This window comes from Pseudomonas sp. MH9.2, from assembly GCF_034353875.1.
GTDB lineage: Bacteria > Pseudomonadota > Gammaproteobacteria > Pseudomonadales > Pseudomonadaceae > Aquipseudomonas.
Genome location: NZ_CP133784.1, coordinates 5,465,283 through 5,489,446, shown reverse-complemented (window position 1 = coordinate 5,489,446; position 24,164 = coordinate 5,465,283). Strand labels below are relative to the sequence as shown.

The 24,164-nt window shown below is 56.9% G+C and carries 19 protein-coding genes and 2 pseudogenes; 4 read left to right on the top strand and 17 right to left on the bottom strand.

Annotation, left to right across the window (positions count from 1 at the left end):
- Window positions 1-67 precede the first annotated feature (67 nt).
- The 3 genes from RHM55_RS25315 to RHM55_RS25305 all read right to left on the bottom strand — a co-directional run bounded on the left by RHM55_RS25315 (window position 68) and on the right by RHM55_RS25305 (window position 3,524).
- Window positions 68-1,495 carry a cbb3-type cytochrome c oxidase subunit I gene (locus RHM55_RS25315; protein WP_322178856.1) on the bottom strand — a complete coding sequence of 476 codons (1,428 nt, stop codon included), beginning with the start codon at window positions 1,493-1,495 and terminating at the stop codon, window positions 68-70.
- A gap of 3 nt (window positions 1,496-1,498) precedes the next feature.
- Window positions 1,499-1,939 carry a cytochrome c gene (locus RHM55_RS25310; RefSeq protein ID WP_322178855.1) on the bottom strand — a complete coding sequence of 147 codons (441 nt, stop codon included), beginning with the start codon at window positions 1,937-1,939 and terminating at the stop codon, window positions 1,499-1,501.
- A 215-nt stretch (window positions 1,940-2,154) separates the two neighbouring features.
- Window positions 2,155-3,524 (bottom strand): IS3 family transposase gene (locus tag RHM55_RS25305; protein WP_416151993.1). Its coding sequence is split into 2 segments (ribosomal slippage): window positions 2,155-3,056 and window positions 3,056-3,524, totalling 1,371 coding nucleotides; the frame shifts between segments, so codons are not numbered across the junction.
- Between the two features lie 419 nt (window positions 3,525-3,943).
- Between RHM55_RS25305 and tnpB the strand changes: the two genes are divergently transcribed.
- The 3 genes and pseudogenes from tnpB to RHM55_RS26120 form a co-directional block, all read left to right on the top strand.
- Window positions 3,944-4,279: an IS66 family insertion sequence element accessory protein TnpB gene (gene tnpB, locus RHM55_RS25300; RefSeq protein WP_322178854.1), complete on the top strand. Its 336-nt coding sequence runs from the start codon at window positions 3,944-3,946 to the stop codon at window positions 4,277-4,279.
- Window positions 4,280-4,361: 82 nt separating this feature from the next.
- Window positions 4,362-4,574: pseudogene (locus tag RHM55_RS26125) on the top strand (IS66 family transposase); the annotation flags it as partial.
- A 63-nt stretch (window positions 4,575-4,637) separates the two neighbouring features.
- Window positions 4,638-5,117, top strand: a pseudogene (locus RHM55_RS26120) (IS66 family transposase); the annotation flags it as partial.
- 18 nt (window positions 5,118-5,135) lie between these two features.
- On the opposite strand, the gene RHM55_RS25290 reads toward RHM55_RS26120, so the two are convergent.
- Window positions 5,136-5,951 carry an SDR family NAD(P)-dependent oxidoreductase gene (locus RHM55_RS25290; protein ID WP_322178852.1) on the bottom strand — a complete coding sequence of 272 codons (816 nt, stop codon included), beginning with the start codon at window positions 5,949-5,951 and terminating at the stop codon, window positions 5,136-5,138.
- Between the two features lie 48 nt (window positions 5,952-5,999).
- On the opposite strand from RHM55_RS25290, the gene RHM55_RS25285 reads away from it, so the two are divergent.
- On the top strand, window positions 6,000-6,377 hold the full coding sequence (locus RHM55_RS25285; RefSeq protein WP_322178851.1) for a helix-turn-helix domain-containing protein: 378 nt from the start codon (window positions 6,000-6,002) through the stop codon (window positions 6,375-6,377).
- A gap of 1,400 nt (window positions 6,378-7,777) precedes the next feature.
- Here the strand turns inward: RHM55_RS25285 and RHM55_RS25280 are convergent.
- The 13 genes from RHM55_RS25280 to RHM55_RS25220 form a co-directional block, all read right to left on the bottom strand.
- Window positions 7,778-8,035 (bottom strand): cytochrome C oxidase subunit IV family protein, encoded by a 258-nt coding sequence (locus tag RHM55_RS25280; protein ID WP_322178850.1) that lies wholly within the window; start codon window positions 8,033-8,035, stop codon window positions 7,778-7,780.
- Between the two features lie 10 nt (window positions 8,036-8,045).
- Window positions 8,046-8,633, bottom strand: coding sequence for a cytochrome c oxidase subunit 3 (locus RHM55_RS25275; RefSeq protein WP_322178849.1), 588 nt, complete (start codon window positions 8,631-8,633; stop codon window positions 8,046-8,048).
- Window positions 8,617-9,420 carry a CbbQ/NirQ/NorQ/GpvN family protein gene (locus RHM55_RS25270; protein WP_322178848.1) on the bottom strand — a complete coding sequence of 268 codons (804 nt, stop codon included), beginning with the start codon at window positions 9,418-9,420 and terminating at the stop codon, window positions 8,617-8,619. The genes RHM55_RS25275 and RHM55_RS25270 overlap by 17 nt, the downstream gene beginning before the upstream one ends.
- Before the next feature lie 103 nt (window positions 9,421-9,523).
- Entirely contained in the window at window positions 9,524-10,912 is a 1,389-nt protein-coding gene (hemN, locus tag RHM55_RS25265) for an oxygen-independent coproporphyrinogen III oxidase (protein WP_322178847.1), read from the bottom strand.
- A gap of 22 nt (window positions 10,913-10,934) precedes the next feature.
- Window positions 10,935-12,281, bottom strand: coding sequence for a coproporphyrinogen III oxidase (locus RHM55_RS25260; RefSeq protein ID WP_322178846.1), 1,347 nt, complete (start codon window positions 12,279-12,281; stop codon window positions 10,935-10,937).
- Between the two features lie 156 nt (window positions 12,282-12,437).
- Window positions 12,438-13,085, bottom strand: coding sequence for a two component system response regulator (locus RHM55_RS25255; protein ID WP_322178845.1), 648 nt, complete (start codon window positions 13,083-13,085; stop codon window positions 12,438-12,440).
- Window positions 13,078-16,263, bottom strand: a complete 3,186-nt coding sequence (locus tag RHM55_RS25250) for a response regulator (protein ID WP_322178844.1) — start codon at window positions 16,261-16,263, stop codon at window positions 13,078-13,080. The genes RHM55_RS25255 and RHM55_RS25250 overlap by 8 nt, the downstream gene beginning before the upstream one ends.
- On the bottom strand, window positions 16,260-20,204 hold the full coding sequence (locus RHM55_RS25245; RefSeq protein ID WP_322178843.1) for a type VI secretion protein IcmF/TssM N-terminal domain-containing protein: 3,945 nt from the start codon (window positions 20,202-20,204) through the stop codon (window positions 16,260-16,262). Before RHM55_RS25245 ends, RHM55_RS25250 begins: the two co-directional genes overlap by 4 nt.
- Window positions 20,204-20,872, bottom strand: a complete 669-nt coding sequence (locus tag RHM55_RS25240; protein ID WP_322178842.1) for a DotU family type IV/VI secretion system protein — start codon at window positions 20,870-20,872, stop codon at window positions 20,204-20,206. The genes RHM55_RS25245 and RHM55_RS25240 overlap by 1 nt, the downstream gene beginning before the upstream one ends.
- Window positions 20,869-22,251 (bottom strand): type VI secretion system baseplate subunit TssK, encoded by a 1,383-nt coding sequence (gene tssK / locus RHM55_RS25235; protein WP_322178841.1) that lies wholly within the window; start codon window positions 22,249-22,251, stop codon window positions 20,869-20,871. Before tssK ends, RHM55_RS25240 begins: the two co-directional genes overlap by 4 nt.
- Window positions 22,252-22,314: 63 nt before the next feature.
- Entirely contained in the window at window positions 22,315-22,932 is a 618-nt protein-coding gene (gene tssJ / locus RHM55_RS25230; RefSeq protein ID WP_322178840.1) for a type VI secretion system lipoprotein TssJ, read from the bottom strand.
- Window positions 22,933-23,086: 154 nt separating this feature from the next.
- Window positions 23,087-23,494 carry a DUF4150 domain-containing protein gene (locus RHM55_RS25225; RefSeq protein ID WP_322178839.1) on the bottom strand — a complete coding sequence of 136 codons (408 nt, stop codon included), beginning with the start codon at window positions 23,492-23,494 and terminating at the stop codon, window positions 23,087-23,089.
- A gap of 13 nt (window positions 23,495-23,507) precedes the next feature.
- Entirely contained in the window at window positions 23,508-24,155 is a 648-nt protein-coding gene (locus RHM55_RS25220; RefSeq protein WP_322178838.1) for a DUF3540 domain-containing protein, read from the bottom strand.
- Window positions 24,156-24,164 lie beyond the last annotated feature (9 nt).

The following is a 24,164-nucleotide window of genomic DNA, read 5'->3' as shown; positions in this document are numbered from 1 at the left end:
TTTTTGGACACCAAAAAAACGGCCCGCTGTATCAGCCGGGCCGACCTTTTCTAGCCGTTGTACCGGCTCATGAAGGGACAACAGCGGCCGGGGCGCGCATGGCTGCGCGACCACGCTGCTTGAAACTGAACAGATAACAGAGCAGCCCTGCGAGGAAACCAACACCGCTGGCCAGACGGGCCCAGAACAGCACTTGCAGATGATCGACAGTGGCCATGAACGGCAACGCGACCCCATCGACCGGCCAGCGTTGCAGGTAGATCTGGACAGCCCCGGCAGCGGTGAGGAACAGCGTGATCATCACCATCGATAGGGTCATCAACCAGAAGCCCCAGATCTCGAGGGTCTGCGAGCGCTCGTCCGCTGCTTCACCGAGCCCGCGCAAGCGTGGCATGGCGTAGCTGATCAAGGTCATCACGATCATCGCGTAAGCACCGTAGAAGGCCAGGTGGGCGTGAGCCGCCGTCAGTTGCGAGCCATGGGTGTAGAAGTTGACCGGTGCCAGGGTATGCAGAAAACCCCAGACGCCAGCGCCGAAGAAGGCCGTCACCGTGGTGCCCTTGGCCCACAGCGTCGCCGCGCGGTTCGGGTGTTGCCGACGACGTTTCTTCACCATGCTGAAGGCGAATATCACCATGGCCAGGAAGGGCAGCGGCTCCAGTGCAGAGAAGATTGAACCGACCCACAACCAAACCTCAGGCGCACCGATCCAGAAGAAGTGGTGACCGGTGCCGATGATCCCGGTAATCAGCGCCATGGCGATGATCACATAGAGCCATTTTTCGACCACTTCCCGATCCACACCGGTGATCTTGATCAGCACGAAGGCCAGCATTGAGCCCATGATCAGCTCCCACACGCCTTCGACCCAAAGATGCACCACCCACCACCAGTAGAACTTGTCGCGAGCCAGGTTTCCGGGGTTGTAGAAGGAGAACAGGAAGAACACCGCGAGACCGATCAACCCGGTCATCATGACCATGCTGATGGTGGTCTTGCGACCTTTGAGGAGGGTCATCCCGATGTTGTAGAGGAAGCCCAGACACACCACCACAATGCCCATCTTGGTGATGGTCGGCTGCTCCAGAAACTCCCGGCCCATGGTCGGCAGCAGCTCGTTATGGGTCAGCCTGGCCAAGCCCGCATAAGGCACCAGCAGATAGCCCAGAATCGTCAGCACACCCGCGGCGGCGAATACCCAGAACAGGATGATCGCAAGCTTGGGACTGTGCAGTTCGCGGTCGGCCTCTTCCGGAATCAGGTAGTAGGCGGCGCCCATGAAGCCGAACAGTATCCAGACGATCAGCAGGTTGGTGTGTACCATCCGCGCCACGTTGAAGGGAATGGCCGGAAACAGAAAGTCCCCCACCACGTATTGCAGGCCCATGATCAAACCGAACACCACCTGACCGAGAAACAGAATCAGGGCAAACACGAAGTAAGGTTTGGCCACGGCTTGCGAGGCGAATTTCAGATGTGGATTAGCAATACTCATCTCTCAGCCCTCCTTGTTTGGCGGCCAGCCATTGGTATTGATTTTCGAGCTCCATTTGAGGAACTCGGAGATGTCGTCCACTTCCTGATCGCTCAGGTTGAACTGAGGCATCGCTCGCCGACCTGGTACGCCCAGCGGCTGCATTTTCATCCAGGCATGCAGAAAGGGTTTGAAGCCCTCCTCTCCACCGCGCCGTTGGAACACGTTGCCCAGCTCAGGCGCGAAGTAAGCGCCCTCGCCCAGTAATGTGTGGCATCCGATGCAGTTGTTTTGCTCCCAGACCAACTTGCCGCGTACCACCGACTCGCTTAATTGCGCTTCATTGCTGCGCTCTGGAAAGGTCTGTTCCGTGTGATAGGTCAAGGCCAGAAATATCAGGAAAAAGAACACGCTTCCCCCGAAATAGATATTCCTGGCCATGCCTTTTGTGAAGGTCTCTGACATAGCCGCTTCCTCTTTGCTTGGCCTGTCCATGATAGGAAGCTAAGGGCTGAAACCTGCTTGATGGCGATCAAGAAAGTCAGATGGTTTTAGTCGGGTATTCACATCAAAAAGTCGCTCGACTTGTATCCGTCCAGCCAAGTCATCTACCCAGCCCTGCAAAGCCAAGACATGGTGTGCACTTAAATTTGATCTGACCCCGAAAAGTTGGATGCCTTCTATGCCCGCCGTGCTTGAGTCCTGTATTCAACAGGGCTCAGACCGCTTAGCTTCAGCCTGATTCGCGAATGATTGTAGTAGTGTATGTAGTCGCCCAGCCCTGTTTCAAGCTCATCGAGATTGTTAAATTTGTTCAGGTAAAAGAACTCGGATTTCAACGTGCCAAAAAAACTTTCCATAGCCGCATTGTCATAGCAATTTCCTTTGCAGGACATGCTTGGCTTTACTGCATGCTCGTTCAGCATGCGACGGTAGACGGGCATTCGATATTGCCATCCCTGGTCGGAGTGCAAGATCGGTTTATCGCGCGGCCGCAGTCGCTTAAACGCTTGCCGTAGCATCGCACCGACCATGTCGAACAGCGGGCGCCTAGCGGTCTTGAAGGCGATGATTTCGCCGTTGTAGAGGTCAAGGATCGGTGAGAGGTAAAGCTTCTGCCCGCCGACTCGAAACTCCGTCACATCGGTTACCCATTTCTGGTTCGGTCGTTTGGCATCGAACTTCCGTTTCAGCAGGTTCGGCGCTACCTGGCCCTCTTCGCCTCTGTAGGCGCGGTATTTCTTGAGGCGCACACGGCTTTTCAACTGAAGTTCGGCCATGAGGCGCTGAACAGTTTTGTGGTTCACGAGATGACCACATCGCCGAACGGCTGCGGTGATACGGCGATAGCCATAACGGCCCTTATGCTCCTCGAAAATTGAGCAAATTCTGCTCTTCAGAACCGCGTATTTATCAGCGGCTTGCTGCACCTTTTGTTGATAGTAAAACGTGCTGCGGGCCAGGCCGGCCACTTTAAGAAGGCCTTCCAGAGGATGCTGTTGCCTCAGTTCAATCACGATTTGCGCTTTTTCCGCTGCGCTAATCGTTCCTTCACTTGAACCAAGGCATCGAGCTTTTTTAAATAAGCAATCTCCATCCGCAACTGGTTCAATTCGACCAGCAAATCATCACGCGTACGAGCTTCGTCGTCCGAAGATTCAGGCTGAATGGACGGGATGGGTTTTTTCATACTTTTGTGAAGTCCGCTTCCTGGCTGCCGGGACAAGGCATCCAAACCGCCTTCATCATACCGACGTTCCCATTGGCCAATAATGTCGAATCTCCGGATATCAAACAGTGCGGCGGCCTGGCGATACGACAGTTTTTCCTCGCGCATGCGTTGCAAAACACTCAACTTGAACTCAGGGCTGTAATGGACTTTCTTCTTGCCTTTGATGCCCGCGATGCCCAGCGCCTGATAAGCCGAAACCCATTGGCGAAGGGATGAAAAATTTACGCCATGGCGGCGTGCTACATCCCTTAACCCTCCAGTACCGGAGCAATAGTCCTGTGCTGCCGCTAGCTTCGCCTGCTCTGTGTATTTTTTCATGCCCCCCCCCGATGGTGATGTCCAACTTTTCGGGGTCAGATCAATTTAAGTGGGCACCAGCTCTAGCCTTTTAAGCGGGTATTTCATGCAGCCACAATGCCGTTCCTACTCCAAATCCTTCAAAGCCCAAGTCATTCAAGAGTGCGCCCAGCCCGGAGCCTCGATTGCCAGCGTCGCGCTGCGCTGAGCCATAGCCTCAACGCGAACCTCGTCCACAAATGGATTCGGGTGCAAACGCAAAAAAACACGGAGCTGCAACCTGCTTTTATTCCGTTACCCATGCCGCTGGCCGGAGCAAATTCGCAAGCGGCATCACCGAATATCTGCGTTGAAATCCCACACCCGCGTGGCACGGTCAAAGTGAACTGGCCGACCGAAAGCGCGGCAGCCTGCGCGACCTTTCTTCGAGACCTGCTGCGATGATCCGCATCGACTCCATCTGGCTCGCCACCGCGCCGATGGACATGCGCACCGGTACCGAAACCGCTCTGGCGCGGGTGGTGGCGGTGTTCGGTGCGGCGCAGCCGCACTCTGCTTATCTGTTTGCCAACCGCCGCGCTAATCGGCTGAAAGTGCTGGTGCATGACGGCGTAGACATCTGGCTCGCAGCACGACGACTACACCAGGGACGGTTTTTCTGGCCTGGTGTCCGACACGGCTCAGAACTTGAATTGGACGCTGAACAACTCCAGGCGCTGGTGCTCGGATTACCGTGGCAAAGAGTCGGTTCCGGCGGTGTTATAACCGTGCTTTAGAGCCCTGTCATGGCCGACTCGCCAGCACAATTGTCCAATCAGTCTATCGTCACCCAAAGTCTCCTCTGGCAAAATCAGCGGTATGACTTCTCTTGCGAAACTTGACCAATTAGACCCTGAGCAACTGCGCGCCTTGGCTGCGCAGTTGATACAGCGCGTCGTGAGTCTTGATCAAAAAGTCGAGACGATGGACAAGCAGATCCACCATCACAAGGCAGTCAACGAGATACTGGCCCACGAGATTGCACTGCTCAAGCGCTTCAATTTTGCCAAGCGCAGCGAACAACTGAGCCCGGCACAGGTCAGCTTGCTCGATGACCTGATCGATACAGATATCGCCGCCATCGAAGCCGAACTTGAAGCCCTGCACTACATCGCCGCGCTGTACGAAATAGAGCGTGAAGTAAAAGAGTTGGAACCGGACATCCAACAACGAATACGGCAGGAAAAAGCGGCACCGATTATCGATGTGCTACATGCCTGGATGAGCGCCCAGCGCCAGCTTGTGCCCGAAGGGTCAGCCATCGCCAAAGCTTTGGATTACAGCCTGAAACGCTGGGTAGCGCTGTCGCGCTACCTCAATGACGGGGCCGTACCCATAGACAACAATTGGGCGGAGAACCAAATCCGGCCTTGGGCGTTGGGGCGCAAGAACTGGCTCTTCGCAGGGTCGTTACGCAGTGGAAAACGGGCGGCGGCGATCATGAGCTTGATCCAGTCTGCGCGGCTCAGCGGGCATGCTCCGTATGCCTATTTGAGGGATGTTCTCACGCGCCTGCCGACGCAGCGGGCAAGTGAGATTGCGAAATTGCTGCCGCATAAGTGGGCGCCCGCTTAACATCACCCGGCAAGAGAACTAGAGAACGGGGGAAAGACCGCCATCGACCCTTAAATTGATGCCCGTAATGTACCCCGCGATTGGGCTGGCAAGGAATGCAACGGCCGCTGCGATTTCATCCAACTGGCCGACTCGACCTACGGGAACTTGAGCAAACATTGGCAGGACAAGGCGTTCGATTTCTTCCCATGGCGCATCTTTGCTGCATAGGCCTCGCTCATCGGCTACCTCGCGAAATCGCGCGTCAAGTGTCGAGCTGTGTATCGTACCGGGAGAGATAGCATTGACTGTCACTCCATCAGCCGCTACTGCTTTTGCCATGGATGCAGTCATTGCGTTGATCGCGGCCTTGCAAGCCGAATAATCTGGCGCAGTGGGTGGTGGCATCGTTGCAGCAAGGCTGGAAATATTGATCACCCGCCCCCATTTCGCTTCCTGCATTTTGGGCAATAAGCGCGTCGTGACCCTTAGAGCAGCAAGAACATTTCGATCATAGGCGGACGCCCATGAGGCAGGCTGCGTATCATGCCAGCTTTCTTTCACGCCACCCGAGCCGCCAGCGTTATTGATCAATATGTCTATCGATCCGGCGAGCTTTTCCGCCGCCTCTACCAACTGCTGCACCTCGTCATCGTGTGTAAGATCACCCAGCACAACATGAGCACATCCGCCCAAGGCAATGATCTCATTGGCCACTTTTTCTGCTTGCGCTTCGTCGCGACCATGGACGATGACGACGGCTTTCTCAAGGGCGAGTTTCCTGGCGATTGCTTCGCCAATCCCTCTGCTGCTGCCGGTGATCAGCGCCTTCTTACCGCTCAAACTCAAGTCCACGTGCCAGTTCCCTTTTACAATACTGTTAACTTCGTAAGGTAGAACTAGATGATGGACAAAACCAGTACGCACCTTTATGTGCCTATCCCTCAGGAGGAGCGTGAAATCTGTCTTGGGGCCGAGGGTTCAGTCGCGCACGTGGTTCGTGTGATTCAGATGATCCAGGGGCGCTGGAAATTACCCATTCTTTTCAGGCTCTACGCCGATCCCTCAATGCGCACGTTGCAGCTAAAGCGGGATTTGCCAGGCGTCACGCAAAAAGTACTGACGGAGCAACTGCGGCAGCTGGCTAATGATGGTCTGATTGAGCGGGTTGATTTCGGTGAGTTACCTCGGAGGGTTGAATATCAACTGTCGAAAATGGGTAGGCAGCTTCTTCCCGTTCTCATAGCTACGCGTAGGTTTTCGGTAAGCCATCCGTCCTAAACTGCAATCGAAAAGCAAGGTGTGGTCCGCAGACGCTTACCTCGACTTATCGGCTCAAGGCGTTTATTCCCATCGCGATCTGTCGCCTTTGCTCGTTGTATGTTGTCCCTGGCGGGCCAAGGGTGTGCCAGGCGGACCGCATGTATGGTCTTCGCAGACAAGTCAGCTCCTACGACCTAACGGCCAGAAGCTGGGTCAGTTTTGTATCGGTACTGACTGCGAAGGCCATGCGGCGCGGAGTGCATGACCGACCAGGGTGTGTGGTCTTCGCAATGGGCTAAACCGAGTGAAGAACTGCCGCGTATGATCGAGCAAGTTCAAACGTTGTACACATGTCAGCCCACGCGCGCGACGACCGAAATTTTTGCCGAAGTTCTGCGTTAGAAGTTGATCAGCAGGCACCATTAGCAAGTTTTTTTAGCCTCAGCGATTTCAAATCTCGTCATCAGCTCCGCGTAGCGGATATCAGCGCTTCGGTCGATACCAATGGCCGTCCGATAGAGCTGGATCGGGAATAATCCCACCAGACATTTAGCTTTAATTGACTGACCAAGGGTACTGGAACAGGTTTTTTGTCTACCAAAACTGCCCACGCATGTACCTATTCATTGCTGCTCGATTAGCCTTTAAGCATCCGACGTGAAACTCAACAGTTACGTTCCCCGTATTCTCCTTGCACGCCTTAACTTTCGCGATTAGTGCGTGGCGATTATATTCGTACCATTCAATCGTTTTAAGATCTTCAGGAGTATCTCTTGCAGCAGCCAAGTTCTTTTCTTCTTCAAGTTTCCTTTGACTCATACTCGTAGTGTAAAATGCAGATCGTGCATTAGTACACCGCGTGTAGTGCGGCATAGGATTGTACTTTGTTGGGTGGTCGCAGCGACGTAGGGTTCGATATATCTCGGATGGATTGTCGACAAACCATTCAACCGTAGGTGCTTTGTCGTCCCCGCCGCATCCGACCAACAAAGAAGAGAAAATCAGTACAACAGAGAGTCTTGCACTCAAACCTGTAAGTTTTGACAAGTACATGGGCTGCAGTGTTCTGGATTTGTTCATGCCGATCTTCTCCCTTAAAAACGGCGACTTTGCCAAGCCAACCCAGCTAAAAATGCAGGAGAGCCCAACTTTTGATGTAGGATAAATCCGAATTTTTTCTGCGGCCCTATACACCTGCTTTTTAACCCTATTCATCGGCCTCGGCGTCTGGCGCCATAATCACAACAAACGCGCCGCCATCATCCCTACCCGCTTCAACCGCCAACGCCGCGAAATGACGCTGTGGGCCATTCCCAACTACCTAACCGAATGGGAAATCTGCCGCTTCAAGGAAAAAGGCCAAAAGGCGTTCCCGAGGCAATGCGTCGATGGTCGGAACCGTTGCTTTTTCAGGTTGGTTAAGCGACCGACACCAGTGTCAGCCCCACAACCGCGGCCAGTGCCACCGCCCAGCTCAGCATTAACCTGCGCCACAGTCGCGGCGCGTGGCGCATTTCCATGAAGCCGTCGGCGATCAGCCAGGCTTTGCCAACGGCGACCAGCAAGATGGCAATGGACAGCGGCAGAGTCGCACCAGCGTGCCCCAGTACCACGGTGCACACACTTAACGTGGCCAGCCCTGCCCAGCAGGCAATCAGAACCCTGGAAGCGGACATGAGTACCTCGTCAATTCAGGATGTAGACCAGCGGAAACAGCACCACCCAGATCAGATCGACCATGTGCCAATAGAGCACGCCGGATTCCAGCCCGCTGCAGTTGTTGGCGCAATACAGACGACGCCGGCAACGCTCGGCCAGCCAGCCTAGAATCAGCATGCCAAGCAGCACGTGGAGGAAATGAAATCCGGTGAGGATCCAGTACAGAGTGAAAAAGGTGTTGTGCTCCATGCCCAGCCCTAAAGCCAGAAGATGCCGGTATTCAGTGAGTTTCAACACCACGTAGACACTGGCAGCCAGCAACGCCGCCAGCAGAAAGACCGCGCCGCAACCGGCCCTCGACTGCCTGACCTGTTCCTGAGCCAGCGCGGCGAACAGTCCTGCGGTGAGCAGACTCAAGGTCATTGCCAACCCAGTGGAACTGTTTAGCAACTGGCGGCTTTCGCTAAACATCTGGGGTTTCAGTGCCTGGGTCCCCGCGAACACGAGGATCAGGATCGCGAATACCGAGAGCTCGGCGAGGATAAAAAACCACATCGCCAGATCGCCCGGTAAATGTCCCTGAGACGCGGTAGCGGTTTCAGGAGAAGTGGACATCAACCACGTCCATCAGCGCGGCAACGGTCAGCGGATCATCGCTCAGCGGTTCAGCCAGACAGGCCATGCACGCCTCACGCGGGCTCATCCCGGAATGGATCATTCTTGCCGTGAAAATTAGCAACCGGGTGGATGCGACCTCTTCCAAGTCATGTTGATCCAGCCGTCTCAGGGCCTGTCCCAACCTGACCACCTGCGCCGCCAGCGCGACGTCCACCTGGGCCTCTCTGGCGACAATGCGCTCTTCATCGGCCACCGGCGGATAGCCGAAGCGCATCGCCACGAAGCGCTGTCGGGTGCTGGGTTTCATGCCTTTGAGCAGGTTTTGGTAACCGGGGTTGTAAGACACCACCAGCATGAAGGACGGCGGCGACTGCAGAATCTCCCCGGTGCGCTCCAGGAACAGCTCTCGACGATCATCGGCCAGCGGATGCAAGACCACCACCGTGTCCTGACGCGCCTCGACCACTTCGTCGAGGTAACAGATGCCGCCTTCACGCACCGCACGGGTCAGCGGCCCATCCTGCCACCAGGTGCCCTGTGCACCAATCAAATGACGGCCGATCAGGTCGGCAGCGCTCAGGTCGTCGTGGCACGCCACGGTGTACAGCGGCAGTTTCAGCCGATGGGCCATGTGCTGAACAAACCGGGTCTTGCCGCAGCCCGTGGGGCCTTTGATCAGGACCGGCATGCCATGTCGCCAGGCTTGCTCGAACAGCGTCTCTTCATTGTCCAGTGGTTGGTAGAACGGTTCGGCCTTGTGTTCGAAAGAATGCGTACGGTCCATGGGCACCTCATGCAAAAGCAGGACTCAACAGCGAGTGTGAGGGCCACGCTACGGGTGCCCATGACAACCTGGCAAGCGGCATGGCCGGCAAACTTGATCGCCGTCAAACGGTGCGTGAAAACTGCCCTTTTTGCTCGCCGCCGAGATAGGCATCAAACGCCATAGCGGCACTGCGCATCATCAAATGCCCTCGCGGCAATAGCACCAACACATCCTCGTGAATCTGCAGCAGCCCGTCGCTAACATGCTCGTCCAGTTGCGCCAGCGCATCGGCAAAGTACTCGGTAAAGCGTATGCCATGCTGCGTTTCAAATTTTTCGAAACTGATCCGGCCGTGACACATCAGATCGCTGATCAGCTCGCGACGCAGCATGTCATCGGCGCTCAACCTGTAGCCTCGATGCACCGGCAACAACCCCTGATCCAGACGCGCGTAGTACTGGGAAAGCTCCTTGACACTCTGGCTGTAGCTGTCACCGACCTTACCGATAGCGGATACGCCAAGGCCGATCAAATCGCAGTCGGCATGGGTTGAATAGCCCTGAAAATTGCGTTGCAGGGTGCCGTTTGCGCGGGCTAACGCCAGCTCATCTTCCGGTAAGGCGAAATGATCCATGCCGATATAGACATAACCGGCCTCGGTCAGACGGCGGATGGTCAGTTCAAGCAATTCCAGCTTGCGCTCAGGTGGCGGCATGTCCGCTGGGCGAATCAGCCGTTGCGCGCGCACCAGTTCCGGTAGATGGGCATAGCTGTAGGCGGCAATCCGGTCCGGACGCAGTGCGATGATCTTGCCGAGGGTGACATCGAAACTCTTTACGGTTTGCAACGGCAGGCCGTAAATCAGGTCGACACTGACCGACTTGAATCGAGCCTGACGAGCGGCCGCGACCAGCGCATAAATCTGTTCTTCGCTTTGCTGCCGATTAACTGCAGCTTGCACGTCGGGGTCGAAGTCCTGCACGCCGAAGCTCAGGCGATTGAAGCCCAACTGGCGCAGCGATTGAATCTGCTCGGTGCTGATGGTGCGCGGGTCGACTTCAATGGAGAACTCGTGATCATCACTGTCATCCATATCAAAGGCTTGATGCAGGCAGTCCATCAGGTCAGCCAACTGCTCGTCGGTCAAATACGTCGGCGTGCCACCGCCTAGGTGCAGTTGCGTGAGTTTGCGGGTGCTGTCGAACAAGGCCGCCTGCATGACAATTTCACGTTTGAGGTACGTCAGGTATTCGACGGCGCGATGAGTTTTCTGGGTGATGATTTTGTTGCAGGCACAGTAGTAGCAAAGGCTTTTGCAGAACGGAATGTGGATATACACCGACAGCGACTTGGGAACGGTCGCCTGATTACTGTCCCGGGCAGCGCGCTGGTAGTCGTCAACGGCAAACGCCTGATGAAACTGTGGCGCGGTGGGATAAGAGGTATAGCGCGGCCCTGGGCGGTCATACTTTTCGACCAGGGCTCGATTGAAATCAAACGCAGAATTCATGATCAATCAACTCTCAGTTGGGTTAATGCCTTGCATCGCCCAAATCCTTTTCAAACAGGTTGCAGATGGCATCCACTTCCGGCCGACCGGCAGGAAGAATGCAAATAAAACGGTCTGACAGCTCAATCAACCCATCCCGACTCAATTGCTCCAGCAAAGGCCAGGCGGATGAAAAGTACTGGCGAAAAATAAGTCCATAACGCGTTTCGATGGCATGGATATGCAGCTCAAGGTCACACGCCAGGCGCTCCATGACCATTTCTCTAACCTGATCACCGGCCTCACAGCGCCAGCCACGACAGGTTGTCAGCTGCCCCCGGTCCAGTTGTCGCTGGTAGTGCTGCAGATCGTCAGTGTTTTGCGCGTACAAATCATCAATCTGACTGATGGCGCCTATCCCGAAGCCGACGTGATCGCAATAGCCGTGGCTGGTGAAGCCCTGACAGTTACGGCGTAACCGGCCTCTTTCCTGAGCGATCGCCAGATCATCATCGGGCCTGACAAATTGCCCCAAGCCGATGTAGTGGTAGCCTGCAGCACCCAGTTGCTCAAAACATATCTGGCGCATCGCACTTTTATCGTCCTGGCTGCACGGCGCTCCGACGTTGTCCCCGATCACCGGCCGATAGCGTTGTGGCGGCTGGGCATAGTCGAACACCTGGAGCCTGTCCGGCTCCAGCGCGATAATGGTCGCCAGCTTCAGCGCGAAGCTCTCGGGCGTCTGCCATGCATGACCATAACCGAGATCAACATTGATGGATCGATAGCCGAAGGTGCGCGCGGCATCGATAAGCGACTGGATCGGAGCCGGGTTCTGATAACAGGCAACTGACATTTCACTGTCAATACCGATGTCTGGAACACCGATACTGACGTGATTGAAGCCCTGATCGCGCAGCAAACCCATAGTCGCCCAGTCAGTATGGTGAAGATCCACCTCAATGCTGTAGTCGCCGCAATCATGGTCGAGAAAGTTGAACCTGTTGCGCAGATGTCTCATCAGCCGCTGCACATCGGCAATCGCGGGTGTACCGCCGGCCAGATGAAACTGCTCGACCCGTTGCTCGGCACCCAGGTGGCAACCGACCAGATCGATCTCATGCTCCAGACGTTGAAGGTACTGTTCGATACTGCTGCGCTCACACGCGATATCGCGCGGGGAACACACCGAAGGCTTCAGGCTGGAGGGTAACTGCACGTTCAGGGACAGCGGGCGTTGTTTCTGACGACTGCCGCGCAATGCACGAAGCAAATCCAGAGAGCCTATACCGCCATGAAATTTTTGAGTGTCAGCATGACAGTTTGGGTCGAGCACGCCGTGATCGCGCCGAATGTTCAGCTCGCTGGGGGTGTGAAATAAATCGAGCATGACGGTCTCCGAGACTGGCTGCGGGTCGCCAGTGTCAGGGTTTACCGGTCGATGCTCCTTGATTTGTATCAAGCACCTGCCTTTTGCGTAACGTGAAAAGAATGATGACGGGGCTGCAAAGCGAATTCGCCCCCTCACACCTCTATCCGACGCACGCTATTGACCCTCTCCAAGAAGACCAAGCCGATAAGCCCATTGCGTCATATCTGCAGCGTTGTGTGCGTCCAGCTTTTTCATGACATTGAGTCGATGGGTCTCCACGGTCTTGAGACTGATACACAAGATTTCGGCAACATCGCGATTACGGGACCCTTCGGCGACCAATTTGAGTACCTGGCGCTCGCGCTCGGTCAGTGTAATGCCGCTGGCGGTTTCACCGCTATTGCGCAGAGCAATGACCTGGGAGGCGTCGAGGCCAGCATCAATAAAGATCTTCCCTGCACGAACCTGGGTGATCGCTTGCAGCAGGTCATCTCTGCGACTGCGCTTGAGTACATAACCGACCGCGCCGGCTTCCAGCGCCAGAGCCGCATTGTGCTCGGAGACGTCGGATGTCAGGGCTATGATCAATATTTTCGGCCAGCGTCTGCAAATCAGGGTCAGTGCCGACACCCCGTCGAGCAGTGGCATCTTCAGGTCCATCAGGACCACATCGGGCTGCAAGCTGCGACACAGGGCAATGGCCTCATGACCATCTTGCGCCTCACCCACCACAACTATTCCAGGGGCATTGGCAAGCAAGGCGCGCAAGCCTTCGCGGATCATCCCGTGATCGTCGACGATCAATAAACGGCAGTCAGGCATTGTTTGGATATCCAGTCTCGGAAAGGGCAACAGGCTGGCGGGCAGCAAGGATCGAACGGTGTCTGTCCAGTTGCAGCATTGCGGCGGTCATCGCCGGGACGTTTGATTGCGAGGCAGCTTGTTCCATCAAAGCAGCACTTGTTTCAAGACCCTGCTCTCCGAATTGTCCGGCGCTACCCTTGAGGCTGTGAGCGATACGCGCGACTGCGCCATGATCGGACCGTACTACGGCATCATTGAGCTGAGCCAACAACGCCAGGCAATCTTCGATGAACAGGCGCTGCAAGCGTGGCGTGCGCAACGGATCCTGTTCATCGACCATCGATAAGGCAGGCGCAATGGATGCCGTCACTGTAGGGGGCAGCGAGGGTGCGACAGTGCACAACTCCATCCCGCGCTCCAGCTGTCGCACAATCACGCGCGTTATCGCATCGAACAACTGCATAGGCAGCACCGGCTTGGCCAGGTAGTCATTGGCACCGGCCTCAATAAAACGCTCACGATCACCGCTCATGGCGTTGGCTGTCAGGGCGATGACGTAAACCTCCTCATCCAGCGCACCCGACTGCCCGGAGCGCAGTTGACGGACCGCTTCCATACCGTCCATTCGCGGCATTTGCCCGTCCATCAACACCGCATCGAAAACCTTGCGGGCGAGTATTTCAAGGGCCTCGACCCCGTCGCGGGCCAGGCTGACCCGATGGCCGAAACGTTCCAGGAACAGCTGCGTGATTTCCCGATTGGTGGCGATATCATCGACGACCAACACATCAAGACCGTATTCATGACGCTCAAGGGTCCGCAAAGGAGAGAGCGCTTCGTTGAGCGTCGGAGTGGCGCCACTCTGGACCTCGCACAAGCTCCGATAGAAATGCTGGCGACGCAGCGGCCTGACGACACACGCTGCCAGGCCATGGGCGCGCAGTTCATCGGCAGACATCAACGACTCGACATGCGAAGCCATCAGCACGATGCGCGCGGATGCCAGCTGCGGATCAGCACGGCACAGGCTGGAGAACGCCACACCATCGACGAAAGGCAAACGCCAATTCACCAATACCAGATCGAACATGACGCCCAGTTGTGCTTGCTCACGCATCATTTTCAATGCATCTTCAGCAGACGCGGCCCCTTGGCACAGCATCTGCCACTGGCCGAGGATCCCCATCAACGCCTCTCGCTCATCAGCGTGCTCATCAACCACCAAGGTCCGTAAACCCCACAACCTCGGGGCGTCGGCCGCCCGGGCCGGGCAGTTGGGCAATGGCAACATCAGGCTGAATGTCGACCCCACACCTGGCTGACTCTGCAACTCGATAACACCGCCCATGAGGCCCGCCAGACGTTGGCTGATCGACAAACCCAGGCCGGTGCCGCCGTACTTCCGAGTGGTGGATGCATCCGCCTGCAAAAAAGCGTCGAACACGGCAGCCTGTGCCGCCGGTGCAATACCGATGCCGGTGTCGACGACCTGAAACCCGAGCATGTCATCGTCACCCCGCCAAACCGCCAGCTGGATCGAACCGCAGGCCGTGAATTTGACGGCATTACTCAAGAGGTTAAGCAAAATCTGCCGCAGTCGCCACGGATCTCCCATCACCTGCCCCGGCACATTGGTAGCGATCTGGCAGATCATTCGCACGCCCTTTTCAGCGGCGCGCGGTGCCAATAGCTCCGTAACCTCTTCCACCACCTCAGTCAGATCGAACTCGATCCGCTCGATATTCAGGTTACCTGACTCGATTTTTGAGAAGTCCAGAATGTCGCTGATCAACGCCAGCAAGGCTTCGGAATTTTCGCGTATAGCCTTGACGAAATGCCGCTGCTGAGGCGCCAGCGGCGTGTCCGCCAATAGATGGTTCATGCCAATGACAGCGTTCATCGGCGTACGAATTTCGTGACTCATGTTAGCCAGGAATTGGCCTTTGAGCTGATTCGCCTGGTCTGCCGTTCTACGGGCGGTTTGCAGCTCGTGAGTGCGTACTTCCACCAGATTTTCCAGACCGGCTTGCTGGGCCTGCAATGCATCGAGCAATCTGTTATAGGCCATGGCGAAGCGCCCGAGTTCGTCTTCTCGAACCACTGGCAAACGGCGCGACAGGTCGTCACCGCGAACCGTGAGTTCAATTTCCCGGGCGAACAGGGCCAATGGTCGTGCCAACTCCCGACGCAATACCAGGAGCAAACCGAGGGTCAGCAAGATGAAACCGATCACCGCAAAAGGCACTTCTCTGAGAATCAGCCCCAGCGCACCAGCGCGTAATTGCGCTTGAGGATAGAGCGTCAACAGATACCAGTTCGGTTGATTCAGTCGAGCGATGACCATAGGTGTGTCGTCATCGAAACGACCGATCTGCGGGAAATCGGTCTTGACAGAAAAGCCCGCGACCAGATGTTTCAGCGCATCCGGAGATACCGCGTCCATCGACTTGCCGGAAAGGTCGGCAACCCGTCGACCGTGTGCATCCAGAAGCAGACTTGGATAGCCGTTGAGCAACTGCTCAATACGCGCCAGACGTTCATCAAGCTTCAACTCATAACCCGTCATGAACAATGGCTTGCCTGACGTATCCCTCGATACCACAGCAACACTGATTAACTGTCGATTCAGCAGTGGGTCGTAGTTCGGCCCATCCCAGACAACATCGGGACCGCCGGGTGTCAGACGTTCAAACAGTTCCCGTAAATGAGCGGTGCGAGCTTGCACAAAACCTGAAGGGATGTCGACCTCGGTGGAGAAAGCCGCGCCGACCTCTGGAAAATAGAAAAACGTATCCACGGTCATCGACTGACCGGCAGTACCAAACGCTTCAGCCGCAGAGGCTGCACGGGCCAACACATCAATGCTGACGGCGTTGTCCGCATCGCTTTGCTGCGCCTGGTTGAGTACCCAATGCATGGTGCTGCGCTGGAAAATGTTGCTGCCAAACTCTTTGGCCGCGCCGTTATTCCAACGCGTCATGAGCCGCTTGGCGCCCTCCTCCGCGTCTCGAAAATCATCGTTATCCACGCTGGAGAGCAGGCGCAGGCGCTGACTGAGATCATCCAGCGCCTCGCTTTGCAACTGCTGATAAGTCCGCCAGGCGCTGAGCCCGGCGGCCACACACCAGCTCAAGGCCAGAACAAGCGCCAGTACGCAGGTAATGCGCAACGCCAGAGAATTTCGCCAGCCCTTCATCGCATGCCGACTGTGCTAGAGGCAGTACTGTCAAGCTTTGCAGCAACCCCCATCTTGTTAGCAATGTCACGAATAGCCCGTTGTGCGGCCGCATCGTCGCGCAGCGACACCACCAGCAGCCTCTGCCCTGTCCCACCAGTCCCCGTTTGCAGCGGCTCGCGTTGGGTAGCGAAACCTAGCGTGCGCAATTGTGCTTCAAGGTTTCTCAAGCGCTTCTCGTTGTCATAGATGCCAAGATCCAGACGCAGGCCTTCACCCGCCGCAAAACCTGTATCAACCGGCCTCGGCGTCCAGCACCAGGCGATTTGCGTTGGCGGCTGAATACTCGCAAGACTTTGCTGAACCGGCGAACCCTGGGCTGCCAGACTGACATTCATCGCTGCTGCCTGAGTGTCCATGGCTGTGAGCTGCCCTGCGATGCTGTTCAATCGTTCATTGATAACGTTGACCTGTATCTGCAACTGATCGGCCTGGCGATACTTGTCCAGCAAAGCCTGCCCTCCCTCCTGACGGTAGGTCAGCTGAATGCCGATCAAGTTCTCGCTGCCCATCACATTGCGCTGGCTAGGGAAGTCATTGACGGTAAAGGTGTGTTGCCCCCCGTTGAACAGCCGCAGGAAATCCACGAACGCGCGGTCTCCGGTCCAGTGTTTGGTCAGCTTGAAGTTGGCGAAGCTGATTTCCAGAGCGACGTCCGAACAGGCTCCCGGCGCCCAGACAAAACTGGCGCTGGTCGGGAAGTTGAAGTTATCCAGTACCGTTGAACGACCGCTGCACTGCATCGTCAGACGCGTCTGCTGCGGCAGCGAACGGGCGCTGATATTGACCTGCGATGGCGTAGCGGACAGCTCAACCACCGCCGCGGTGGCCTGCAGCGTCGCAATACTCTGCTTGAGCTCGGCCCGTTGCGCGGCCAGGGTCTTCTGCTCGGCATCCAGAGCCTGCTTGCTTTGCTGCTCGGTAGCTAGTTGAGCCTGGCTTTGCCGCTGAGCACTGACGAGATCGTTCTGGGCATGTTGCATGCGACTGACATACGCATAGAAAGCCCCAGTCAATGGAATCTGAACGCCCAGTGCTTCACGCCCGCTGTAGCGCTGTACATCGCGCTGCAGGAAGGCTTTCACCGAACCATTCATGAAAACCGGCAGCTGCCCACGATCGCCATAAAGCAATTCATTGAGCATGACCGGATCGCGCACACCCTGGATTGAGCTGAGCAACTGGCCACTCCAGTCACTTTGCAGACGGCAGGCCGCCACTTCGGACGCGTAGTGCGAGGCGAAATCAAGCTGCCCCGTTAGCAGCGACCAGACCACATCCTCTCGCGGATCAGGACCTTTGAGTGACTGAATCAAATCGACACGAATAGTATCGGCATCCCAAAGCGGCGCAGATTTGACTGCAGGATCGGCACCAAAGCCCCAGGTATCGAGCGCGACCTGGAAAGCTTGCGCATCGCTTTTCTGCAGGTCGATGACAACACCTTTCATCAACTGCTGAAATTTCGCCAGGGTTCGGGCCTGTGTCAGCTCGTCACGCACGACATTCACGCCCGTTTTGACAGAACCTCCACTGGCCATGCCCTTGAGCACATCGCCGCCCAGGGCGTTGGTGACTTTCAAGCTGCCCAGCGCGCCAGCATCGGCATGCAGATCGTCGTTACTGGCCAGTTTGAGCAGACGATCCATCGCCACCGCCCGACTGGCCCATGGAGCCCGATGTTCAATCGGAATCAGCGCAAACCGCTCCGCACTGCGGTGCAGCAGCTTGAAGAACGGATCATTGGGAGTACCGACCACACTCAGGGTTTGCTGCCAGTCGCTACGGGTTTTCAATCGCGTTTGCGCGCTCAGCAGGCTGCCCTGGATAAAGCGATACCAGGCATCCTGGGTATCGCTCTGATACTGATCCAAAAACCGTATCCTTTGCGCCTTCCACACATTCTGATCGCGACTGGCCCGACCCAGTTCATCGATAAAACCCAGAATCGCACTGTGCCCTTGCAAGGTAAAGGCCCCGGAAAGGCTCAAACCTGGGTTGTCGGTGTCGGCCCAGTATTCGCTGAGCAGGATCGGCTGTAGATTGCCCTGAAAGTCCGCCCACGCCGTCAGCCACGCCAAGGGACGACCCTCAAGGCCCATGCTTTCGAGCTGGCCCAGCAAGGCAGCCCGCTGGGTCTGCATCTGCGCCATATCGGTTTGCCATGCCAGGTAAGAGCGATAGCTGGTCCCCAGAGTCACCAGTTGCCCGGCGCTGATCGTGGTTTTAGAGCCGTAGATCAGATTCAAAAAACCCACCTCCGACCCTGGCACCGGCAGTTCGTCCATGGACTGATTATTCAGGCGTGCGTCGAGCAGATTGATCCGTCGCACAAGAAACTCTGCGTAAGCGGCAATCAATCGAGGGTCACCGCTGTTCAATGCGTTGCGCAGGTTTTGCGAAATGAAACCATCGAATACAGGGGTGCGTATTTCGCTGTCGAAGAGCCTCACGTAATCAGAACGATAGTGTTCCTGTACTTGCTCGATGTGGCGTGAGAACGGCAGCAAACTACGCCAGCCACCCTGCTGCTCGTTAGACAGGTTGATCAGCGCCTGCCGGAAACGGCGCAACGCATCCAGATCGGTTTCCATTCCGCCTGCGAAGTCTTCAGTAGCAGGAGGCTCGTTAAGCGCTTCGGTGAGCACCGCCTCGGTGTGACGGTCGGCATAAATCATTAATGCGCCGAAACCGACGCAAAGCCCCAGCCAGCCAATGACTGCGGCATGAGCGAGCAGACGCCGCCAACGATGCCAGCTATCAATGGACTGATAAGCATAACGTTGCCCTGGCAACAGCTGCCCCAGCAGATCATGGCTGAACCAGCCTTCATGCTGAGCGTCGGCATCCTGCCCTTGAGCCGTAAGGAATAGCCCGCACAGCAGAGGCGGCTCGCTGTAGGGATTCGCGTCAAAAGCCGGCAACAGAAGCTTTTCAAGACGCGGCCGCAAATCACCGATGCGTTCCGGCAGGCTAAAAGCATCTGGGTCAGGCACGCCGCGCACGCCCAGCTCTATGCGTAGATCGAACAACCGCTGGCCAAGTCCGCCAAACATTTCATCGAGAAACGCGCCCGCCCCGCCAGCACGGTGCTGGCTGAGCAAGCCAAAGGGTTGCTCACGCTGTGGCGGTGTCAATGCGGCACCCCACTGCGCAAAACCAGGCACGGCTTCGGCACCCGTAATGATGAAATACACCGGTAGCCGGGCACCGAAAACCTTCACCAAGTCATCCAGACGGCGACGCAGATTGTGTCCCTGCTCGGCCAAACGCTCATCAGAATCGGTCAACAGGCGTTTGCTGTCGATCACCAGCAACACACCGTTGAGCGGCTCGCGACGCCGCGAACGCAGCAGCCAGTAAAGCAAACGCCGCCATTCCGGGCCAGCGTCGCTATTACCTTCAGCCAAGCGGCCTGCAGGATCGATGATCACACCCCGTTCGAGGAACCACCAGTCGAGCGTTCCAGTAGGCATTGCCTGCTTGCCACGACTGGTCGAGCGCAATGCCGAAGTCAATCCACTGTTGACCAACACGCTGCTTTTGCCACTGCCACTCTCGCCCAGCATCAGGAACCAGGGCAACACGTACAGCGGTGAACCCAGTCGACTCAGACGCGAATGGCGCAGCATGCGCACACCGCTGTTCCAGTCCAGATCCAGGTTGGGAGCCTCATCGCGACGACTCTGTGGCAACTCGCTTTTCATTCGCGCACGCAAGCGCCAGGCGTACCAGCGTCGCCCAATCCAGCGAGCGGCCAGAACCAACAAAATGGTCCCGATAAAAATGGCCGGCACGTACCACAGCGGCCAATCCTCATAGAGCGCCAGCCCCCAAAGCACCAGCGCAAAACTTGCCAGCAGCAACACCCAGAGCAACAAGACCCCCGCTTTCTTCAACATCAGCGCATCTCCAGCAATTGGCTGACTTGTCGACCCAGCGAGAGGTCGAAACTGATGTAAAGCACGGTCAACACAATCAAGGGAATCCCAATCAGCAGAAGCAGCGAAATACCGGGCAAGCCACGGCGTACCACACGAACCCGTTTCGGCAACTGGTCTTCGGGTTGTTCAAAGAGATGGCTGGTGGCATCCAGCGGCACCATTTTGTTATCGAGGATGATCCGTTCCAGGCACAACCGGCGGTACTGAGCCAGCTCGCCACCCGGACGTGTCGCGTAGCGGCCCTGAAAGCCGCTCAACAACGCCAGGCCAAAAACCTCACGGGCACCCACCGCCGCTTCGGGCAAAGCCTCCAGGCGTTGAAAGAACTCAACGCCGGCACGACTGGTTGAAAAGTAATGACGTTGCAACGGCGCACGACGCCATTGTGCAGCGCCTGGCCAATCACGAGACATGGCTGTTTCGTCGATCCAGGCCACCACAGCGAACAGCGCCTCGCGCACATCAGCCTCGGCAACGTGCAATTCGCGGGCACGATTGGCAGCGGCGTCGAGCAACACGATCAGCCCCGGCGCGAGGGTTTCGTAGGATTGCGCAGGATCGATGACGCCGCTCTTGGCAGCATCAAATATCGACATCCAGCATTCAGCCAGGCGGGGATTGATCATGTACGCACCACCACCAGATCGATGATTAAGTCAGCCGGCGGCTGGGGCAGGAAAAACGCAGCCTGATGCTCGTGCTGCAGCGCTTCCCAGCCATCACTGAGTGTCTCCAGGCGGAAGTACAACGCCCCCGCTACCCTTGGCAGGCCTTGTGGGGGCACCTGCAGGTAGATCAGTTCAATACCGGGCAACGCGCGATTGACCAGCCCTTCCATGACGCTGACCGCCCCCAGCTTGCCATCCAGCGGTAAGCCCTCGGCCAGCCACACAGGGTCGACCGCGCTGCGAGCCACCAGGAAATAACGATGACGCGGGCCGAAAAAGGCGTCCGGCAACTCGGCTTGATAGAGACCTTCCTGCAATTGCAGGCGCACAAGCAACTCGGAGCCGATACTTATTTCATTGAGTTGCTGGCCGATCAGGGCCACCAGGGCAATGGTCGCGACCCCGGCCTCTTCATGCTTGTAAGGCGGCACCAGCAAGCGGCCATCAGGGGTTTCACCGAGCATGTCGCAGACGTCGGAAAACAGGCTCAACTCACCGACCAACTGGCGCAGGGTGCCGTAAAGCTGCCACGGCGAAACCTGCGGCGTTTCCAGCATGTGGGTCAGCAATGGGCCATAACGGTTCAGTACCGCCAGGGCCATCAGATGGTTGACCTGAGCACCGTCGAAATCGCCCCGACGCGATTCACCCGGCTGCTTGTACACCGACAGCTGTCGCGCCCGGCCGACCAATTCGTCGCGAACTTCGCGCAGGGTTTGCAGCAACATCGGTGAGGCTGCCAGGTTGACCGACGGCGGCACATAGCGCTGCGCAGGTCGCACGCGGTCGCCGTCGAGGTCAAGACGGGCAATCGGCAACAATTCATACGCGCTCAGATGCTCCAGCTCGTCTTCCCAGAACAGCCGCAACACGTAAGACATTGGGCGCACCCGCGCTTCCGGGGAATTGCCGAGACGGTCACCGATCACTTCCGGGTCAGCGGCCACGACAAAGCGCGCTTCCGCCCGAGAACCGTCGGACAGTGTCTCGAACACTTGCGCGTTGGCATCGCCTGGCAGTAAGCGGCGCAGACCCACAAACAGCGTGCGGCCGCCACTGAAGTCGCCCAAGTCCAGGGTACGCGACTCCAGCACCGCATTACCTGGATACTCAGCCAACGTGCCTTCGGGGAAGCGCACCGACAATTGATCCAGCAGGCACTGTTTGGCAACCAATGCAGATTCGTTGATCTTCAGGGAGATCAAGCCCCACGGGTAAGGATGGTTCAACTCCGTGGTGCGGGTCAGACGATGCTCGATACGGGCATCGTTCTGTTGAAAATGCTGAGGCTGGAGAAACAAGCCCTGGTGCCAATACAACAACTGATCGATATTCATAGGGCTCGCGTTCGGGCAAAAGATTGAAAAAAAGTGGCGACTGCAACGCTCACGATAAAAAAGTCAGTCCTGTGCGCCCGGCAGGCGCACCTCGCCTTCTCTGGGTTGCACAGGCTTGGGCAGCGCAAGACGACTTTCCTTGCCACGCAGCAGAGCCTCGGACCCTACGAGCAGGTCAATGGCGATGGGGCGCGGCGTGGCGGTCCAGGTTTTGCTGAAGAAACCAGTGGAAGTAACGTCGACGCCGATCTGATACAGCTTGGCGCTGCGCATCGGGTCCAGGTGGGCGTAGCCTGCCGAGATGCCGACCATCTTCGCGCCCTCGAGCCGAGGCAGACTCAACTGCTTGCTCTGACCCGGCTCGATGAACAGCCGCGTGAGGCCGATCATTCCGGTCGGCGCGCTGTTCATCAGCAACAGACTGCTCAATTGCTGGGAACTGCCGGTGTAGGCCGAAAACGCACTGATCTGATCGAACTGCGTGACCACCACCAACAGGTTATGCGCCTGGCCGTCGTACTGATTGAGATCGTTATCGGCGGTAAAGCTCAGCTCGATGGCATTCTCGGTGTAGTCCCATTTGAGTTCGGTGAGGGCCTTTTGCTCGGGGGTGAGTTCCTGGCTGCTGCAGGCGGTGAGCAGCAGACAGAGTGTGAGCAGTATCGCGAATACCTTAATCATTCGAGCACCAGTGCTTGTGTCGGCGCTTTGCACCTATTGAAAGCAGTGAAGCGGGTCGTCACCCCTCCACTTTTAAGCATGTTCATCACACCACTCCTCTAACCCAATTTTATCCATTCGCCATCAGGGCGACTGTTACTTCAAGGTGATTGACTCAGGACATGACCATGACCACGGTCTGGCTTGGCGCAGAGACCATGCCCATGGTGTTGGGCGGGGTTCCGTTGTGAGCTGTCTGAGAGGTGAGCCGCACGGCGGGCATGCCACCAACCATGACCGTGGCGCTGCCATCAATAAACGCCATCGAGCCCATTATTTTGCCGCTCACCACGCCCCCCGCCGCGCCAGCCTGATCGCCATTGCTCAACAAGACCTTGCTCATGAGATTCATTGCAGGCAAACCACAGACCAAAACCGCCATTACCAACCCGCCTGGATCAGCCATGGATGTATCAGCCGTATTGGGATAAGGCATTGGCATCGGCCCCGCAGGCGTAGGCGTTTTGCAGATGTCAGGCACCGTGGAATTTGCGGTCGCTCCGCCATTGTTGAGCATGTACATAGCTACGTCCTTTTCAGCCCAGTTTGATTCGTTCGCCGCTTACGGCAACGGTGACTTCGCCAAACAAATCAAGCGTCTCGCCGCGCAGGCTCCAGTCTTTGTCGACTCGCTGGCGAAGCGACCCCGAGGTCAGTTCCTCATGACCTTCGACTTCACGGCGGCTCTGAATGTAGCTAGCGGTATGTCGCACAGCTTTTTCGCAATGCCTGATTGCGCTGTCGTTGCGCTCGCTCCAATAGTGGTCAGAACGCTCTCCAGTGACGCTGAGCGTCGTGACGCCGACTTGAGCCTCAGCGAAATGCGCCACCGCCTGATCGGCACGCAGTGCAAGCATGGGGCCCGTATCCAGCGAAAGGCCGTCTCGGGCTTCAATGCTCAATGCGCCGCTGGGCAGGTTGAAATGCACGTCACCCTCTACACGCAGTTGAGCAGGTTGCAGTTGAGTGCGCTCCAGAACGCTAAGGATGTAGCCGTCCTCCCCCGCCAGAGTAATAAGCACCGTGTCGCCGACGGCAGGCTGAAGCAGGCAACCCATGGCCGGTTTCAACCAGTAGCGATAGCCTTGAGTGCTGACGACGCCAAAACGTTCGCCGCTGACCGCATTGATCTGTGCATGGCGCAACACAGCAGGGGTGTCGATAAAGTTCAGGGCTTCTTGCATCGCTGGTTC

Coding starts and splice junctions, on each gene's coding strand:
- hemN (WP_322178847.1), bottom strand. CDS start 10,912: ATGAATTCTGCGTTTGATTTCAATCGAGCCCTGGTCGAAAAGTATGAC.
- tssJ (WP_322178840.1), bottom strand. CDS start 22,932: ATGATTAAGGTATTCGCGATACTGCTCACACTCTGTCTGCTGCTCACC.
- RHM55_RS25280 (WP_322178850.1), bottom strand. CDS start 8,035: ATGTCCGCTTCCAGGGTTCTGATTGCCTGCTGGGCAGGGCTGGCCACG.
- RHM55_RS25310 (WP_322178855.1), bottom strand. CDS start 1,939: ATGTCAGAGACCTTCACAAAAGGCATGGCCAGGAATATCTATTTCGGG.
- RHM55_RS25250 (WP_322178844.1), bottom strand. CDS start 16,263: ATGAAGGGCTGGCGAAATTCTCTGGCGTTGCGCATTACCTGCGTACTG.
- RHM55_RS25315 (WP_322178856.1), bottom strand. CDS start 1,495: ATGAGTATTGCTAATCCACATCTGAAATTCGCCTCGCAAGCCGTGGCC.
- tnpB (WP_322178854.1), top strand. CDS start 3,944: ATGATCCGCATCGACTCCATCTGGCTCGCCACCGCGCCGATGGACATG.
- RHM55_RS25220 (WP_322178838.1), bottom strand. CDS start 24,155: ATGCAAGAAGCCCTGAACTTTATCGACACCCCTGCTGTGTTGCGCCAT.
- RHM55_RS25285 (WP_322178851.1), top strand. CDS start 6,000: ATGATGGACAAAACCAGTACGCACCTTTATGTGCCTATCCCTCAGGAG.
- RHM55_RS25245 (WP_322178843.1), bottom strand. CDS start 20,204: ATGTTGAAGAAAGCGGGGGTCTTGTTGCTCTGGGTGTTGCTGCTGGCA.
- RHM55_RS25260 (WP_322178846.1), bottom strand. CDS start 12,281: ATGCTCGATTTATTTCACACCCCCAGCGAGCTGAACATTCGGCGCGAT.
- RHM55_RS25255 (WP_322178845.1), bottom strand. CDS start 13,085: ATGCCTGACTGCCGTTTATTGATCGTCGACGATCACGGGATGATCCGC.
- RHM55_RS25275 (WP_322178849.1), bottom strand. CDS start 8,633: ATGTCCACTTCTCCTGAAACCGCTACCGCGTCTCAGGGACATTTACCG.
- RHM55_RS25270 (WP_322178848.1), bottom strand. CDS start 9,420: ATGGACCGTACGCATTCTTTCGAACACAAGGCCGAACCGTTCTACCAA.
- RHM55_RS25225 (WP_322178839.1), bottom strand. CDS start 23,494: ATGTACATGCTCAACAATGGCGGAGCGACCGCAAATTCCACGGTGCCT.
- tssK (WP_322178841.1), bottom strand. CDS start 22,251: ATGAATATCGATCAGTTGTTGTATTGGCACCAGGGCTTGTTTCTCCAG.
- RHM55_RS25240 (WP_322178842.1), bottom strand. CDS start 20,872: ATGATCAATCCCCGCCTGGCTGAATGCTGGATGTCGATATTTGATGCT.